The sequence below is a fragment of the Sorangium sp. So ce448 genome, from assembly GCF_051520915.1.
Lineage (GTDB): Bacteria > Myxococcota_A > Polyangia > Polyangiales > Polyangiaceae > Sorangium > Sorangium cellulosum_B.
On sequence record NZ_CP150343.1, the window covers coordinates 3,649,371 to 3,665,793 of the forward strand.

General features: G+C 71.4%; 13 protein-coding genes. 5 read left to right on the forward strand and 8 right to left on the reverse strand.

The window, feature by feature from the left end:
* Positions 1–20: 20 nt before the first annotated feature.
* The 5 genes from WMF45_RS14090 to WMF45_RS14110 all read right to left on the reverse strand — a co-directional run bounded on the left by WMF45_RS14090 (position 21) and on the right by WMF45_RS14110 (position 6,858).
* Positions 21–935: an SH3 domain-containing protein gene (locus tag WMF45_RS14090; protein ID WP_437717411.1), complete on the reverse strand. Its 915-nt coding sequence runs from the start codon at positions 933–935 to the stop codon at positions 21–23.
* A gap of 70 nt (positions 936–1,005) precedes the next feature.
* On the reverse strand, positions 1,006–3,345 hold the full coding sequence (locus tag WMF45_RS14095) for a DUF4340 domain-containing protein (RefSeq protein ID WP_437717412.1): 2,340 nt from the start codon (positions 3,343–3,345) through the stop codon (positions 1,006–1,008).
* Positions 3,345–5,039, reverse strand: a complete 1,695-nt coding sequence (locus tag WMF45_RS14100) for a GldG family protein (protein WP_437717413.1) — start codon at positions 5,037–5,039, stop codon at positions 3,345–3,347. The genes WMF45_RS14095 and WMF45_RS14100 overlap by 1 nt, the downstream gene beginning before the upstream one ends.
* Positions 5,039–5,785, reverse strand: coding sequence for an ABC transporter permease (locus WMF45_RS14105; protein WP_012235062.1), 747 nt, complete (start codon positions 5,783–5,785; stop codon positions 5,039–5,041). The genes WMF45_RS14100 and WMF45_RS14105 overlap by 1 nt, the downstream gene beginning before the upstream one ends.
* Positions 5,782–6,858: an ABC transporter ATP-binding protein gene (locus tag WMF45_RS14110; protein ID WP_437717414.1), complete on the reverse strand. Its 1,077-nt coding sequence runs from the start codon at positions 6,856–6,858 to the stop codon at positions 5,782–5,784. The genes WMF45_RS14105 and WMF45_RS14110 overlap by 4 nt, the downstream gene beginning before the upstream one ends.
* A gap of 294 nt (positions 6,859–7,152) precedes the next feature.
* Between WMF45_RS14110 and WMF45_RS14115 the strand changes: the two genes are divergently transcribed.
* Both WMF45_RS14115 and WMF45_RS14120 read left to right on the forward strand, forming a co-directional pair.
* Positions 7,153–7,620, forward strand: a complete 468-nt coding sequence (locus WMF45_RS14115; protein WP_012235064.1) for a DUF3293 domain-containing protein — start codon at positions 7,153–7,155, stop codon at positions 7,618–7,620.
* Positions 7,621–7,749: 129 nt separating this feature from the next.
* Entirely contained in the window at positions 7,750–8,190 is a 441-nt protein-coding gene (locus WMF45_RS14120; RefSeq protein ID WP_437299476.1) for a hypothetical protein, read from the forward strand.
* A 227-nt stretch (positions 8,191–8,417) separates the two neighbouring features.
* Here the strand turns inward: WMF45_RS14120 and WMF45_RS14125 are convergent, their stop codons facing one another.
* Genes WMF45_RS14125 through WMF45_RS14135 form a run of 3 tightly spaced genes read right to left on the reverse strand, consistent with a single transcriptional unit; the run spans position 8,418 to position 11,573 of the window.
* On the reverse strand, positions 8,418–9,122 hold the full coding sequence (locus tag WMF45_RS14125; RefSeq protein WP_437717415.1) for a response regulator transcription factor: 705 nt from the start codon (positions 9,120–9,122) through the stop codon (positions 8,418–8,420).
* 49 nt (positions 9,123–9,171) lie between these two features.
* Positions 9,172–10,203, reverse strand: a complete 1,032-nt coding sequence (locus tag WMF45_RS14130) for a sensor histidine kinase (RefSeq protein WP_437717416.1) — start codon at positions 10,201–10,203, stop codon at positions 9,172–9,174.
* 59 nt (positions 10,204–10,262) lie between these two features.
* The gene (locus WMF45_RS14135; RefSeq protein ID WP_437717417.1) at positions 10,263–11,573 is read right to left on the reverse strand and encodes a thymidine phosphorylase; all 1,311 of its coding nucleotides are present in this window, start codon (positions 11,571–11,573) and stop codon (positions 10,263–10,265) included.
* 146 nt (positions 11,574–11,719) lie between these two features.
* Between WMF45_RS14135 and WMF45_RS14140 the strand changes: the two genes are divergently transcribed.
* The 3 genes from WMF45_RS14140 to WMF45_RS14150 all read left to right on the forward strand — a co-directional run bounded on the left by WMF45_RS14140 (position 11,720) and on the right by WMF45_RS14150 (position 16,265).
* The gene (locus WMF45_RS14140) at positions 11,720–13,105 is read left to right on the forward strand and encodes a cytochrome ubiquinol oxidase subunit I (protein WP_437717418.1); all 1,386 of its coding nucleotides are present in this window, start codon (positions 11,720–11,722) and stop codon (positions 13,103–13,105) included.
* Positions 13,095–14,123: a cytochrome d ubiquinol oxidase subunit II gene (locus tag WMF45_RS14145; RefSeq protein WP_437717419.1), complete on the forward strand. Its 1,029-nt coding sequence runs from the start codon at positions 13,095–13,097 to the stop codon at positions 14,121–14,123. The genes WMF45_RS14140 and WMF45_RS14145 overlap by 11 nt, the downstream gene beginning before the upstream one ends.
* 300 nt (positions 14,124–14,423) lie before the next feature.
* A complete protein-coding gene (locus tag WMF45_RS14150; RefSeq protein WP_437717420.1) occupies positions 14,424–16,265 on the forward strand; it encodes an IgGFc-binding protein in 1,842 nt (613 codons plus the stop codon).
* The last annotated feature ends 158 nt before the right edge of the window (positions 16,266–16,423 follow it).

Sequence of the window (16,423 nt, forward strand, 5' to 3'; positions counted from 1 at the left end):
CCGACGCTCGCGGCCCCCGGTTACAGGCCGATGGCGCCGCGGTACATCCACCCCGTCTTGCCGCGGTGCTCGATCTTGTACCAATCGTTCTGCCGGCCAACGAGCTTGACCCGAGTGCCACGCACCAGCCGCATCACCACATCACCCTCCTTGGGCGCGCCGCGGACGAGCGCAGTATCCCAGCTCACCGTGGCCAGGCCGCTCACGGCGGTCTCGCTCGTGGTCGTGCCGGCGGCCTGCTCCTGTTCGCCGCCGCCGGCCTCCGCCTTGGCGGTGTCGGACTGCGCGCCCGGGGGATAGAAGGTGGCAGTGTAAACGAGGGAGTACCGGCGGTACTTGTGCGGGACTTCCTCGAGGGACACGTTCGAGAACTCCCGCGCTGCGCACTGGAGAATGCCGCTGACCGTCGAGGCCGGCAGGCTCGTCTTCTTCCCCTTGACGACCTGGACCTCCTTCTTCTCGAAGTTGAGCTCGAAGCCGATCGGGAGCTTGCCGTCCACGCCGAGCGCCGCCGGGCACTGGGCGAGCTCCTTCAGCCGGGGCAGCGCGATCGGATCGAACTGGAGCTCTCCGCAGTCCTCGACCTTCTTGTTCTTCTTGTCGGAGCAACGCGTGATCCTGCCGGGGCCGACCACGACCTGCTGCTGGTTCTTCGCGGCGGCCTCGGGGGGCTTGGCCTCGGGCTCCGCGGTCCCGGGCGCCGCTGCCGCGGGGGGAGGGGACGCCGGCGCCGCCGTGGCCTCGGCCGTCGCCTTGACGTCGGAAGGCACGGTCGGGCCGATGCGGACGCCGGCGAGCTTGGGCCACGCGACGCCGACGACAAACCCCACCAGCGCGATCACCCCCACCCGCGACCAGACCGGCTGCTCATCGCCGGGACGGGGGATGTCGACCGTCAGCGGGCGCTGCCTCTTCGCCATGTCCGCCTTCGCCATGTCCAGCACGTCGCCTAGCACAGGTGAGCCATCAGAACGAAATAGTCCGTTCGATCGGGCCGCGGACCGCTCAGTCGCCCGCGATGCCCGCCGCCTCGAGGAGCGGTCGCACCCGGGACTGCGCGATGGCGTAGACCGCGCGCACGCCGTCGCGCCGGGCGTAGACGACGTTCGTGCCGCGGAAGGCGTCGCCGGCGCCGATCGCGATCGTGAACGACCCCGTCGGCGCCCGCGGCGGGACGGCGGCGCTTTCCTCCCCCGGGGCGGCCTGCGGCCGGGAAAGCTCGACGGTGACCCGGAGGCGCGGCGGGCTGAGGCCATGGTGCCGCTCCGGCTCGCCCAGCGCGACGGCGCTTTCGGCCCGAAGATCGGCCAGCGCGTCCCGGACGCTCGCGGCCAGCGCGGCGGCGCTCGCCTGAACGGCCGCTCCCGCGATCGTGAAGCCCTCCGGCGAGCGCTCGATCACGACCGGCTTCGCGCCCCGAGGGGCCAGCGTCACCCGCGCGATCTCGTGCGGCGGGACGAGGAAGACGTCGCGGCGGAGCAGCAGGCGACCGGCCGCGGCCTCCAGCGCCGGCGGCGCGACGAACACCGCAGCGCCGTCCCCGGCGCGCGCGAAGGAGCCCGCGCCAGCGCGTGCACCGAGCGCCACCCGGGCCGCGCGCGTCGCCGCGCCGGTGCTTCCACCGCCGGGCTCCGGAGCGGGGTCGAGCTCGGCCTCGACCACGAGCCGGGGCGCGCCGAGCCCGTAGCTCGGGCCAGCATCCTCGGCGATCCAGCGCTCGGCCTGGAGGCCGGCGAGCAGCTCGGCGAGCTCGTCCGCCAGCCCGCTGTCGGCCGCGAGGCCCTCGCCGGTCGGCTCGACGAGCCGCCAGGCGCCCTCGCCCGTCCGGCGGAGCCGCTGGACCAGGCCGGGGCGCTCGATCCGCAGCGCGATGACCTGATCGGGGGTGAAATCGAACACCTTCATGGAGCGCAGCGACACCTCGGAAGGGAGGAGCGCGCCGGCGGCCAGGGCCGGGATCTCGGCGATCGCGCCGTCCTCGAGCCGCCGGACGTGCACCACGCCGGCCTGCTCGGCGCCGATCTCGAGCGTCTCGATCCGCTCCTGCGGCTCGCCCTCGGCGACCGCGCCCGGCGGCGTCGAGACGACGCGGAGGGTGGTCCGAGGCGAGGCGAGGCCGAGCGCCGCGAGATCGCTCGCCCCGGGCAGGAGGCGCGTGGCGCGGACGTCGAGGATCGCCTGGACCAGGGCGCGGCCCGTCTCCGTGGGGACAGGCCGGTCCTGCGGGGCCCGCAGGTGCCACTCGCCGCCCGCACGCGCGAGCTCCAGCGAACGCTCGCCGGCGGCGAGCTTCACCTCGGCGACCTCGTCGAGCGGCGCGGCGACCAGCGCGTGATCGACGAAGCGCGACGCCTCCTCGGTGAGCGGCTCGAGCACGCTCGCGGGCACGCAGGCCACCGCGCGCGCGGGCTCGCGCCGCGCCGCGACGACGTGGTCGGGCCGACCCGGGCAGGCGCCGCCCACGTCGATCACGCCGCGCTTCGCCGCGGGATCGCTCGGCTCCAGCGTCAGCGTGACCCGGGGGCCGCCGGACGCCGCGGCCTGCTGCGCTTCCTCCTCGGAGAGGAAATCCTCGGCCTGCATGCGGCCGAGCGCCGAGAGCACGAGGTCGAGCGCCGGCGCGCTGACCCGGACGCCGCTGCCCTCGGGCGAGCCCTCCGCGAAGCGGAAGCCGGCCCCGCGGCCGCCGCCCCAGGGGGCGCGCGAGAACCGCCGCGATCCGCCGTCGCCGTCGAGCGTGAGGCCCGAGAGCTCCGCGGCGACGTAGGGGACGAAGCTCCGCGAGCGGAAGCGATCCGGCGCCACGTCGAGGGCCGAGGCGAGCTGCTTCGTGATGACGAAGACGCCTCGGCCCGCGACCTCGGCGTAGACCGCGCCGGGCGGCGTCGGGGAGCCGCCGCCGAGCAGCAGGCGCTCGCGGCGCGGGCCCATCGCGAGCGCGATCGAGAGCCTGGGCGAGGCCAGGCCGAGGGCGGCCGGGTCGCTCGCCTCCGCGGAGACGCGCCGCTCCGCGGTCGCGAACTCCAGCGTGCCGAGGAGCTGGTCGACCGTGGGCTCGTCGGCCGGGTAGCGCTGCCCGTCGATCTCGACGTTCCAGGGGCGCTGGCCGGCGTCGTCGACCTCGCCGCGGGTGAGCCGCGCGGTCCGCGGCGCGCCGGGCGCGGCCATCGTCACGGTGAGCTCGGTGATCTCGTCGGGCCGCCACGCCTCGATCAGGTGCTTCTTGCGGCGCTCGGCCTCGTCGGTGGACACCGAGCCCCGGTCGAGGACGAGCAGCGCGACGGCCGCCGCGGCGGCGAGCGCGACCAGGATCAGCGTCGTCGCGTGCCGGCGCAGCGGCCGCATCACGGCGATCCTTCGCGCTCGGCCTCGGCCGACGCGCCGCGCGCGCCGCGTCCGGCCGGCGCGCCGGGGCCCCCCTTGTCGCCGGGGCGGCGCTCGGAGCCGCGCCGCGCCAGGTACACGGCGAGGCCGAGCAGGGCCGCGGCGAGCGGCATGTACACGATGACGTAGCGGAAGATCCCGGCGAGCGAGTCCTCGCTGATCCGCAGGCCCGCCGTGAACGCCGGCTTGTCCGGGATGTCGAGCATGGGCGGGCTCGCCGCGAGCCAGGACAGCGCGCTCTCGACGAGCACGGCTGTCCCGCGGAGCTCGGGGCTCTGCCAGTTCGCGCCGTAGAGCACGCCGGGCGAGCCGACCACCACGACGCGCGGCCCGTGCGCTGCGCTGGACCCCGCGGGCTTCGGCAGCTCCGAGGCGCACGCGACCGTGAGCGGACCCGGGTGATCGCCGTCACGCGGCTTCGGCTCGGACGGATCCCGGGCCCAGCTGAAGAAATCGACCATGCCGAAGGCCTGGTCGCTCGTCACGAGCAGAGGCGCCGGGACCACCGGCCCGCTCGCCGTGGGCGCGAGCGAGCTCGCCACCGTGAGCACCGGGCCGAGCCCGAGATCGGCCGCCTTGATGAGCCCCTCGGTGATCGGGTGCGGCCTGATGATCGGCGCGAAGGTCTCGCCGAAGCCCTGCGTCGACCGGAGCTTCGGGTCGAGCTCGAACACGAAATCCGACCGGAGCTCGACCCCTGCCACGGCGAGCAGGCCCGAGAGCCCGAGGTCCACGTACCGCTGATCGCTCTCGTCCGGCACGGGCCCGAGCGCGATCAGCGCGCTGCCGCCCTTCTCGATGAACGCGCGGTAGCGGGCCACGTCGCTGGCCGGCACCGGCTGGCTCGGCCCGGCGAGGACGAGCACCCGGCAGCGGTCGAGATCGACCTCCGGCGCGGGCTCCGGCGGCGCGGCGAAAGCCTCCTCCTCCTCGTCGTGGCCGTGCCCATCCGCGCCGCGGCCGCCGCCGAGCGCCACGACCTCGTAGTTGTTCTTGTTGAGCCGGTCCTTCAGCGCCGCGAGCCCGCCGGCGCCGCCGGCCTCGATCGACTTCTCGCCGTGCCCGGCCGCGAAGCAGATCAGCGGCCGCTCGCTGCGCAGGACGCTCCTGAGCGCGCCGGTGAGCGCCTGCTCGAGCCGCGGGCGCGACCGCAGGTCGTCCTCGCCCTCGACCTCGACCAGGTCGCTCGCCGTCAGGAAATGGGGCCGATCGCCGCGCGCGACGATGATCGCCGCGTCCGTGACGATGCGCCCGTCGTCCGTCTTGCCCGCGACGACGCCGTAGCGCTGCTGCACCGCCAGGAACTCCGCCGGGCGCCGGTCGGGATCGGTCACCTGGACCTCGATCCGCGGGTTCTCGGCCCGGTACGCGTCGAGCAGGTGCCGCACCGAGAGCGTCAGGGGGTCGCCCTCCGAGAGCAGGACGTAGACGCGGATCGGCTCCTCGATCGAGCGCAGCGTCGAGACGGTCGCGTCGCTCAGCGTGTACAGGCCGCCCTGCGTCCAGTCCCAGCGCCTGTAGTGGCGGGCGACGAGCAAGTTGACCAGCACCGCGAGCACCATCGCCGCGATGATCCCGACGCTCGTCGAGAGCTTCTCGCCGAGCGAGGTGCCCGGCGGCGGAGCCCCAGCTTGCGCGGGCCGCTCCCCGGACATCAGCCCCACCTCCACGCGTCCACCGCGCGCACGGTCACGAACAGCGGCAGCGCGACCACCGTCCCGTCGAACACGAGGCGGCGCAGATCGACGATCCCGCGGGAGAAGTCGTTCATCTGCGTCCACACCGAGACGTAAGCGCAGAGGTCGTGGGCCGGGCCGTCCGGGAAGATGAACTCGCCGATGCCGAGGATGAACATGCCCATCACCGCCATCGTGCTGAGCACCGCGGCCATGAGCTGGCTCTTCGTGAGCGCGCTGGTCATCGTCCCGATCGCGAGGTAGCCGGCGCCGACCGCGAAGACGGCGAGGTAGCTCGACCCCACGACCCGCCAGTCGAGCTCGCCGGTCCTGCCGATGAGGACGACGTAGAGCAGCGTCGGCGCCCACATCGCGACGTACGTCACGAGGGCCGCGGCGTACTTCGCCAGCACCACGCCGGCGGAGCCGACCGGCGCCGTGAGGAGCGCCTCGATGGTGCCGCTCCTGCGCTCCTCCGCGAAGAGCCGCATCGTGAGCAGCGGGCAGACGAAGAGCAGCGGCAGGTAGATCAGGATCGTCTGGCCGAAGAAGACCTGCACCGGGCCCGTGTCGGCGGAGAGCTCCACCTCGCCGGCGAACTGCGTCGCGATCAGGAAAAAGTGCACGCCCTGCACCAGCAGGAACGTGGTGATCAGCACCCACGCGAGCGGCGTCACGAAGAGCGAGAAGAGCTCCCGCTTGAAGATCGGCCAGAAGCCCCTCACCGCTGCTCCTTCGCGCCGCCCTCGCCGCGCCGGGCCGCGCTGCCCTTCTTCTTCCGGTTCCCGGCCGCCGGCCGAGGCGCCTCGCCGCCCTCCGCCCCGGATCTGGCCGGCTCTCCGGCGCCGCCCCGCGCGCCGGCGTCGTCGGCCGCGGTCAGCTCGGAGAAGACCTGCTCCAGCGAAGGGGCCCAGGGGACGAGCTCGCGCACCCCGAGGCCCGCGGCGACCAGCGCGGCGACGAGGCGCTCGGCGGCCTCGCCCGCGTCGGCGCCGGCGTCGAACTCGACCGTGAGCCGCGCCGCTTCGCCGGCGTCCTCCGCCTCGGCCGAGCGGACCTGCGCCGCGCCGCGCGCCACCGCGAGCGCCGCGTCCGCCGTCCCGCGCACGACGACGCGCGCGCCGGACGACCGGCGCATCGCGCGGATCTCGTCGATCGAGCCCTCCGCCACGAGCCTCCCGCGGGCGATCACGAGCGCCCGTGTGCACGTCGCCTCGACCTCGGAGAGGATGTGTGTCGAGAGGAGCACCGTGCGGTCACGGCCGAGCCGGCGCACGAGCGCGCGCACCTCGCGGATCTGGTTCGGATCGAGGCCAGCCGTCGGCTCGTCCAGGATGAGCAGCGGCGGGTCGCCGACGAGCGCGTCCGCGAGGCCGACCCGCTGGCGGTAGCCCTTCGAGAGGTGGCCGATCAGGACGCTCGCGACGTCCTCGACGCGCGCGTCGCGGAGGGCGCGCGCGACGGCTTCGCCGCGCGCGCGCCGCGGCACGAGCTTCAGCTCGGCGCGGAACGCGAGGTACTCCGAGACGCGCATCTCCGGGTAGAGCGGCGAGGTCTCGGGCATGTACCCGAGCGAGGCCCGCGCGCGCATCGGCTCCTCGGTGATGTCGTGGCCGGCGATCCGCACCCGGCCGGACGTCGCGCCGAGGAACCCCGCGAGGATGCGGAGGGTCGTGCTCTTGCCTGCGCCGTTCGGCCCGAGGAATCCGACGATCTCCCCCTGGTTCACCTGGAACGAGAGGTCGCTCACCGCCTGGTGGGGGCCGTAGGACTTGGAGAGGTGCTCGACCTCGATCATCGTGGCATCGGGCGCAGGGGGTCAGGGCCGCCGGCGCGGTGCGCGCGGGCAGGCCGGTCGATCGCGCGGAACGCTTAGCGCACCGGGCGGGGCAGGGGAAGCGCGCGCCGGGCTCTGGCGTGGTCTGGCGTGGTCTGGCGACGAGCGGCGCCGGCGAGTAGCCAGAGCCGCGCGTCTCTGGTAACCCTGCGCCGTCGCGCCCGGCGGCCCGGGCGCTCACGCCACGGGCCCCTCTGCAAGGCGACGCACCCGGTGCGCCGAGCGCCGCGGCCCCCTCACACCCACCGCTGCACGATGGATCAGACGCTCCTCCGGTCGTATTTCTCGACCATCTACGAGTTCCCCACCCCGGCGGGGACGCTGCGCGTCTCGCTGGACGGCGAGATCGTCCAGGATCAGGCCGGGCTTCCCGAGCTCCTGACCCGCAAGTTCGCGGTGCTCACCGCCTACAACCCGCGCTCGATGCTCATCCCGCGCCGGGTCAACGATCAGCGCCACCACGTCCTCCGCGATCTCCTGATCCTCGGCTGTTACCGGGTGGAGCCGTGCGTCGGCTCCGAGGCGGAGCCGGAGGGCATCTGGCGCGAGCCGGCGTGGCTCGTCCACGGCATGGACCGGGACGAGGCGATCGCCTTCGGCCGCGTCTTCCGGCAGAACACGATCGTGTTCGCGCAAGGCGGGCGGCCGGAGCTCATCATCACCGATCCGACAGCCGACGACATCGGCCGAACTTTCCAGGGGAACTGGCGGGTGCGGTCCTGACCCACGCGGCGGCCGTGGACGCGGATCGCCGATTCCATGTTGAAACGTACCCGCAAAATGTGGGTTCATGCCTAGGCGTTTAGGGATGGGCGGACCCGCCTCGCTCACCACATGAGGAGACACAGCAGAATGCGCACCCAGGTCACCCTCGCAGCGCTCGTCGCGGCGCTCGGGCTCGTCGCCGGCGCTGGCGGCTGCGGCCAGAACAAGGTCTCGGAGTGCAACGCGCTCATCGAGGTCATCAACAAGGGCGTTCAGAGCATCGAGAAAGGCACCAAGGCCGGCACCGACCAGGGCGGGTCGAGCGAGCTGAAGGCGATGGCCGACGCGATGGACAAGGTGGCGGCCGACGCGGCGCAGGTGAAGCTGACCACCCCGGAGCTGCAGAAGTTCTCGGGCGAGTACCAGGCCATGGCGAAGGACGTCGCCAAGGCGGCGCGCGATCTCGCGACCGCGGCGGACGCCAACGACGCGGAGAAGAGCAACGCCGCCCAGGCGTCGATCGAGAAGGCGATCAAGCAGGAAGATCCCCTCGTCGACAACATCAACAAGTTCTGCCAAGCGCCCTGACGGGGCGCGCCCCCGGAGCGCTCGCCCTCCGACCGCCGCGGGCTCGGCCTTCCCGCCCGCCACGCGGCGCCGCCTTCAGCGGTTTCCGCCCGTATGCCGAACAGAGCGACGGTCTCCCGCACAGGAGACGGGCCCAGATCGGCGTTTTCGGCGCGCAAGCGCACTCCTGTGCGCTGAGCACCGAAAACGTCGAGGTGGGCCCGTATCCGAAGCGGGTGACCGTCGCTCTAGGGGACGAAGCGGTAGCCGACACCGCGCACCGTCAGCAGGTGGCGCGGCGTCGTCGCGTTCTCTTCCAGCTTGTTGCGGAGCTGGAGGATGAAATTGTCGATGGTGCGCGGGGTCCCGTGGTGCGTCGGGCCCCAGACCTTGGCCTGGATCTGCTCCCTCGACAGGACCCTGCCGCCCACCTCGGCGAGGCAGAGCAGCACGTCGAACTCGGTCGCCGTGAGCTCGATCAGCGCGTCGCCGCGGCGGACCTCGCGCGTCGCCGCGTTGATCACGATGTCGCCGGCGCGCAGCTGCGCCCCGTCGGCGCGCGCGATCGCGTCGCGCCGGAGCACGGCCTTCACGCGGGCGAGCAGCTCGGCCAGGCTGAACGGCTTCGTGATGTAGTCCTCGGCGCCGAGCTCGAGGCCCATCACCTTGTCCATCTCGGCGCCGCGCGCGGACAGCATGATCGCCGGCAGGGTGCGCCGCTCGTTCCGGAGCATGCGGAGCAGCTCGAAGCCGTTCAGCCGGGGGAGCATGACGTCGATGATGATGAGATCGATCCCGCCGCCGCGGGCCAGCGCGAGCCCGCGCTCCCCGTCCTCGGCCACGAGGACGCGGTAGCCCTCGGCGGTCAGGTTCATCTCGAGACCCATCGCGATGCTGGGGTCGTCCTCCACGAGCAGGACGGTCCGCGCCGGTGTCTGAGGGGTTCGGGTCATGCTGAGGAGGTCCTCTAGCATGTTCATGTCCTGACCGGCGGCGGCCGCGCTACGGCGGCGCGCTCGCGTCGGCGCCGTGATCCGACGCGTCGTTGTGCGCCGCGGCGACCGCGGGCGCCGCGTGCGCGGCATTTGGAGCGCGTCGCTCGGCGCTCGCCTTGGGCGCGCTCCGGAGCGGGAGCACGAGGGTGAACGTGCTGCCCTTCCCGGGCTCGCTGTCGACGAGGATCTTGCCGCCGTGCGCCCGGATGACATGCTTGACGATCGACAGCCCGAGCCCCGAGCCCTCCTGCTGCCGGGCCAGGAGATCGTCGACCCGGTAGAACTTCTCGAAGATCCGCTTGTGCTCCGCGCGTGCGATGCCCTTGCCGTTGTCGCGGACCGTGAGCAGCGCCGACCGCTTGAGGACGTGGGCGGAGACGCTGATCTTCCTCGGCTGGCCGCCGTACTTGTAGGCGTTCGACAGGAGGTTCACGATCGCGTCGACGAGCGCGCTGCGATCGCAGAGCACGGGCGGGAGGTTCGCGTCGATGGAGACGTCGAGGTCGACGCTCCGCTTCTCGCGCGTCGGCTCGAAGGCGTGGATCGCCTCGTCGGCGATCTCCCCGAGGTGGTGCTCCGAGAGCTCGTAGACGCGCCGGCCGCTCTCCATCCGCCCCCAGTCGAGCAGCCGATCGATGAGCTGCTGGAGGCGGGCGCTCTCCTTGGTGAGCGCCTCGATGCAGCGATCCTCGCTGATCGTGTCGCCGCGCCGGAGCGTGAGGGTCTCGGTGAACATCCGGATCGACGTGAGCGGGGTGCGCAGCTCGTGCGAGACCTTGGACACGAAATCGGCCTGGAGCTCGGACAGGTTGCGCTCGCGCCGGAGGAAGACCCACACGAGGATGACCCCGGTCGCGAGCGTCCCGCAGAACGTGAGGACGATGATCCCCATGATGAGGTTGTACTGGGCCTCGCCGAGGACGAGCAGGAGGAAGCCGACGCCCGACAGGAGCACGCCGGGGATGATCACCAGGTAGACGAGGAGCTGGATGATCCGCCGGTAGCCGAGCGTGGTGAGGTCGCGCCTCGGGGTCCGCATGCCGGCAGCTTAGTGGGGCCCCGCGCCGCCGGCGAGCCGCCGCGAGCGCCCGCGCGCGGCTATGCCTCGATCCGCTCCAGCACGAGCGCGGGCGCCTCGGCGGGCGCCGGGCCGATCCGGAAGGCGGCGCGGACGCGATCGGCCGCGGCCCGCGCGTCGTCCGCCCGGCGCGCGTGGATGCGGGCGAGGGGCGCGCCGCGGTCCACGCGATCGCCGCGCACCGCGGCGAGCTCGATCCCCACGGCGGGGTCCACGCGCTGGTCCGCGCGCGTCCGCCCGGCGCCGAGCGCGACCGCCGACAGGCCGATCTCCAGCGGATCGACGGCGGCGACGTACCCCTCGTCCTGCGCGGCGACCTCGACCACGACGGGGGCGCTGGGCAGCCGGCCGGCGTCCTGCACCACGGCCGGATCGCCCTTTTGCGCCGCGATCATCCGCGCGAGGACCTCGGCCGCCGCGCCGCTCGCGATGGCGGCCTCGAGCTTCGGCCGCGCCTCGGCCGCGCTCGCCGCCGCGCCGCCGGCGATCAGCATCTCCTCGCCGAGGGCGAGCGTGCACGCGACGAGGTCGCCCGGCCCGCGGCCGTGCAGCACCTCGATCGCCTCGCGGGTCTCGATGGCGTTGCCGACGGCGCGCCCGAGCGGAGCGCTCATGTCGGTGAGCAGCGCGGAGACGCGCTTGCCGGCCGCCGTCCCGACGCGCACGAGCGCGGTCGCGAGGGCGCGGGCGTCGCCGAGGGTCTTCATGAACGCGCCGCGCCCGACCTTGACGTCGAGCACGAGCGCGTCGATGCCCTCCGCGAGCTTCTTCGAGAGGATGCTGGCGACGATGAGCGGGATCGACTCGACCGTGGCGGTCACGTCGCGCAGCGCGTAGATGCGCTTGTCCGCGGGCGCGATCCGCGCGGTCTGCCCGATCATGCACGTCCCCACCTCGCGGACGATGCGCGCGAACGCGTCGACGTCGAGCGCGACGTCGAACCCCGGGATCGCCTCGAGCTTGTCGAGGGTGCCTCCGGTGTGGCCGAGGCCGCGGCCGGACACCATCGGGACGGGGACGCCGCAGGCGGCGACGAGGGGGGCGAGGCAGATCGAGACCTTGTCGCCGACGCCGCCGGTCGAGTGCTTGTCGACCTTCCGTCCGGGTACGCTCGACAGATCGAGCACGTCGCCCGAGTGGAGCATCGCGCGCGTGAGCGCGACGGTCTCCGCGTCGTCCATGCCGCGGAAGAAGATCGCCATGAGCAGCGCGGCCATCTGGTAATCGGCGAGCTCGCCGTCGCTGAGGGCGCGGATGATCCGCGCGATCTCGTCCTCGGACAGGCGCCCGCCGTCGCGCTTCTTCGCGACGAGCTCGACAAGGGTCTGCATCGGCGTCGAGCTTACCCGGGTTCGCCCCTATTTGTCCCTGGCGCGGGCCCCCCTATGGTCGGCGGGAGCGCGCGGACCGTCCCCGCAGGAGAGCGGACACGGCACAGGGAGCGGTCGCGCGGGAGAAGGGAGCCGCAAAGGGCCTCATGAACAGCCTCCTCTATGCCCGGGCCCAGATGGGCCTGTCGCTGGCATTTCACATGATCTTCGCCGCCGCCGGGGTGGCGCTGCCGCTGATCATGGTCATCGCGGACGCGCTCTGGCACCGGACGGGCGATCGAGACTACCTCGAGTTCTCGAAGCGCATGGCGAAGGGGACGGCGATCCTGTTCGCGGTGGGCGCCGTGTCGGGGACGGTGCTCTCGTTCGAGCTCGGGCTCCTGTGGCCGAGCTTCATGGGGACGTTCGGAGAGGTGATAGGGCTCCCGTTCTCGCTCGAGGGGTTCGCGTTCTTCACGGAGGCGATCTTCCTCGGCATCTACCTCTACGGGCGCGGCAAGCTCTCGCCGAGGCTGCACCTCCTCTCGGGCGCGCTGGTCGCGCTGAGCGGCGCGCTGTCGGCGTTCTTCGTGATCCTGGTGAACGCGTGCATGAACCACCCTGCCGGGTTCACGATGGTCGACGGGCGCCCGGCGGACATCGACCCGGTCGCGGCGATGTTCAGCCCGCCGTGGAAGCACGAGACGCTGCACGGCATCCTCGCGTGTTATCAGGCGACGGCGTTCGTGATGACGGGGATCCACGCGCTGGTGCTCCTGCGGCACCCGTCGAGCCCGCTGTTCCGCAAGGCGTTCGCGGTGACGTTCGCGGTCGCCGGGGTGACGGCGCTGGCGCAGCCGCTCGTCGGTCACTACGCGGCGGTGGAGGTCGGGACGGGGCAGCCCGCCAAGCTCGCGGCGATGGAGGCGCACTTCGAGACCTCGGCCCGCGCGCCGCTCCTCGTCGGCGGCCTGCCCGACGTGGAGCGGGGCGAGGTCGACTACGCGATCGAGATCCCGGCGGGGCTCTCGGTGTTCCTGCACGCGGATCCTGACGCGGTGGTGCCCGGGCTGGATGCGGTCCCGCGGGACGAGTGGCCGCCGGTCACCGCGACGCACCTGTCGTTTCAGGTGATGGTGGGCGCGGGCTCCGCGATGGCGCTGCTCGCGGTGGTCGGCGCGGTGCTCGCGTGGCGCCGCCGGGGGATCCCGGATCAGCGCCCCTTCCTCTGGGCGGCGATCCTGGCGAGCCCGCTCGGCATCGTGGCGATGGAGGCGGGCTGGCTGGTGACGGAGCTCGGTCGCCAGCCGTGGATCGTGCGGGGCGCGATGCGCACGCGCGACGCGGTGACCCCGTTCCCGCACCTCGCGGCGCCCTTCTGGACGTTCACGGCGCTCTATGTCTTTCTCGGCGTGGTGGTGGTCTACCTGCTCGTGCGCCAGCTCCGCGCGGCGCCGCTCGGGGTGACGGGCGGCGGCGGCGCGCCGCTCGGGGGGACTGGCGGCGACCGCGCGACGGGCGCGTCCGGGGGAGGCGAGGCCGATGCGCACTGAGTGGTTCATCGGCGGGGTGATGATGGCGGCGCTCGTGCTGTACGCGCTGCTCGGGGGCGCCGATTTCGGCGGCGGCGTGTGGGATCTGCTCGCCTCCGGCCCGCGGAAGCGGGAGCAGCGCGCCCTCATCGAGCGGGTCATCGGCCCGATCTGGGAGGCCAACCACGTGTGGCTCATCCTGGTCGTTGTGCTGCTCTTCACCGCGTTTCCTCCCGCGTTCGCGGCGATCTCGATCGCGCTGCACGTCCCCCTCACGCTGTTCCTCGTGGGCGTCGTGTTTCGCGGCTCGGCGTTCAGCTTCCGCAGCTACGATTCGCGGGGGGATCGGCGGCAGAAGCGCTGGGGTTTCGTCTTCTCGCTCGCGAGCGTCATCGCGCCGGTGCTGCTCGGCATGATCGTGGGCGCCGTGGCGTCCGGGCGGATCCGGGTGGCGTCGGGGGTGGTGACGAGCGGCTTCTTCGCGCCGTGGCTCTCCCTGTTTCCGTTCGTGGTGGGGCTGTTCGCGCTGGCGCTGTTCGCGTTCCTGGCGGCGGTCTACCTGACCAACGAGGCGAACGAGCCTGCGCTGGTCGACGATTTCCGGCGGCGCGCGCTCGCCGCGGGCTGCGTTGTGGCGGCGCTCGCGCTGGCGTCGTTCGCGGCGTCGTTCCAGGGCGCGCCGCGCATTCGAGAGGGGCTGACGGATCATCCGATCACGTGGCCGCTCCACGTCACGACGGGCCTCGCGGCCACCGCGGCGTTCTTCGCGTTGTGGACCCGCCGTTTCCGTCTGGCGCGCTTCGCGGCGGCGGCGCAGGTCACGCTCATCCTGCTCGGCTGGGCGGCCTCGCAGTACCCGTTCCTGGTGGTGCCGGACGTGACGCTCGAAGGCGCGGCGGCGAACCCGAGGACCCTGCGATTGCTTGTCTGGGTGCTGGGCGTCGGATCCGTGCTGCTGTTCCCATCGCTGTACGTGCTCTTCCGCGTCTTCGGCAGCGGCCGGGCGGGGGCTGCGTCGGACGGCGACGACGACCATTGAGCGGGAGTGGGGCCGACGTACGTGGAAGTCGCGGTGGCCAAATTTGATGCACCACCTCGACCTACCTGCAGGAGAGGCGTGAGGACGGCTGGCTGAACAGTGGCTCTGTGTCCGTCCGGGCGCTAGGGGGCGATGGCGCGATGCCGGTCGCCCATTGCCTTCCTGGGACCTGCAACCCGCTCTCGCGGCGCCCTCGAAAAAATGCGAACGCTTTCGCGAGCCTCCCCACGGCGGTCGAACCGTGTTACGCTCGAAGGCGCGAAGTTTCAGGATGCTTGTGGGGGAAGGAGCCCTGTAGAGATGGCGAACATGGCTAGATACCGTCGACACGCGATTGTGGGGTTACTTGCAGCGACAGCCGGTGTGACGGGCTCGTTCGCCGCGTGCACAGACTCGTACAGTCACGCGCTCACCGGCTCCGGCTCGGGCCCCACCGGGACCGGCGGCGGCGCCGGCACCGGCGGCGCGGGCGGGGAGGGGGGGAGCACGGGGACCTTCGGGGAGGGGGGTCGGTGCGATTCGACGTGCTCCAATGATCTGAAGAAGGTCATCAGCTGCAATGGCGTTGCGCTGGAGACTTGCGGCCCAAAGGAGGGCTGCGTCAACGCCGAGTGCGTGCCCAACCCGTGCGAGGCGGCGGAGAGGTCGAAGAGCTCGTATGGATGCGACTACTGGGCGTTGAAGACGGCCCTGATGCCGACCACCAAGGGCGCGTGCTTCGCCGCGATGCTCGCGAACACATGGGAGTTGCCGGTCAAGATCAACGTTGAACGCGACGGACAGCAGCTTCCGGTCGAAAACTTTGCCTACATTCCGACGTGGAATGAGGTCGAGAGCAAGGTAGATTACCAAAAATACAATGCGAACGACGGGCTTGCTGTCGGGCAGGTCGCGGTCCTTTTCCTTTCAAGGAAGTCTGCCGCGGCGAGCGTTGAAGACTGTCCCATGGAGGGAGCCCTCAATCTGGACAGCGGTGTGGCAGGGACCGGACGCGGAAGCGCGTTCCACATCACGACGGACTATCCCGTCGTAGCTTATCAGATGCTTCCCTATGGTGGTGGGAAGGCGGCCTTTACCTCAGCGACGTTGCTTCTGCCTACGAGCGCCTGGGCAACGAACTATGTTGCGATCAATGGGTACTCGGAGTCGGAGTCAGTGTCACCAGAGGACTACGCGGGCGCGTACCCATCGCTGGCTATCGTCGCCCACCAGAACGGTACCGACGTGACCATCCTGCCGAAGGTCGACGTCGTGGGTGGCACGAACGTCGAACCTGCCAGCAGCGGGGTAGCGAAGACGTACACGTTGAACGCCGGCGAATTCCTGCAGATAACTCAGAAAGAGGAGTTGACCGGGAGCCCCATCGAATCGACCAAACCTGTGGGCGTCTTCGGCGCCCATGCTTGCATGGTCGTGCCGAACACCACCGGCGATTGCGATTCAGGACAGCAGCAGATAGCGCCTGTCAGGGCCACTGGCAACGAGTATGTGGGGGTTCGCTATCGGAACCGCATCGCGGATCGCGAAGAGTCTCCCCCCTGGCGAATCGTGGGCATGGTCGACGGTACGGAGCTCACCTGGAAGCCGTCCAAGCCGGAGGGCGCTCCGGATGTCGTCAATCTCGGCGAGGTATATCAATTTGAATCCGGTGAGCCGTTCGTCGTCAAGAGCCAGGGGGTGAACGCTCCGTTCTATGTTGGTCAATATATGACGGGCGGGGACGCGTACATGACGATCGGCGATCCAGACTGGATCAATGTGGTTCCGCCGTCTCAGTTCCTGGATTATTACGTGTTCTTTACAGATCCGACCTACCCGGAGACGAGCCTCGTCGTCACCCGTACCCGGTCGAAGCTGAATGGCAATTTTGCCGACGTGGCTCTGGATTGCGTGGGCACGCTCAGCGGATGGAAGCCTATCGGCGACTACGAGTACACCATCGTCGACCTCACGACGGGGAACTTCGAGCCGGTCGGCGGCTGCGTGAACGGCCGGCACGAGATGCGGAGCGATCTTCCGTTCGGGGTCACGGTCTGGGGGTGGGGAGCAATCCAGCAGAATTACCGTGTGTCCTACGCTTACCCCGCCGGTGCTGGGTTCCTTCCGATCAACGACGTCGAGATACCTCCGACGGCAAACTAGTCGTGGCAGGTGTACCCAGCCTGCATCGGCATCAGCGATCGTTTCATTCTACAACGTACGACCGCCGAGCGATTGTCAGTTGGCCGAGCAAGCAGCCCTTTCTGCTCGAGCCAAGAGCGTCGGACACATTCATTCTGTGAAAACTGGGATGGCGCCTG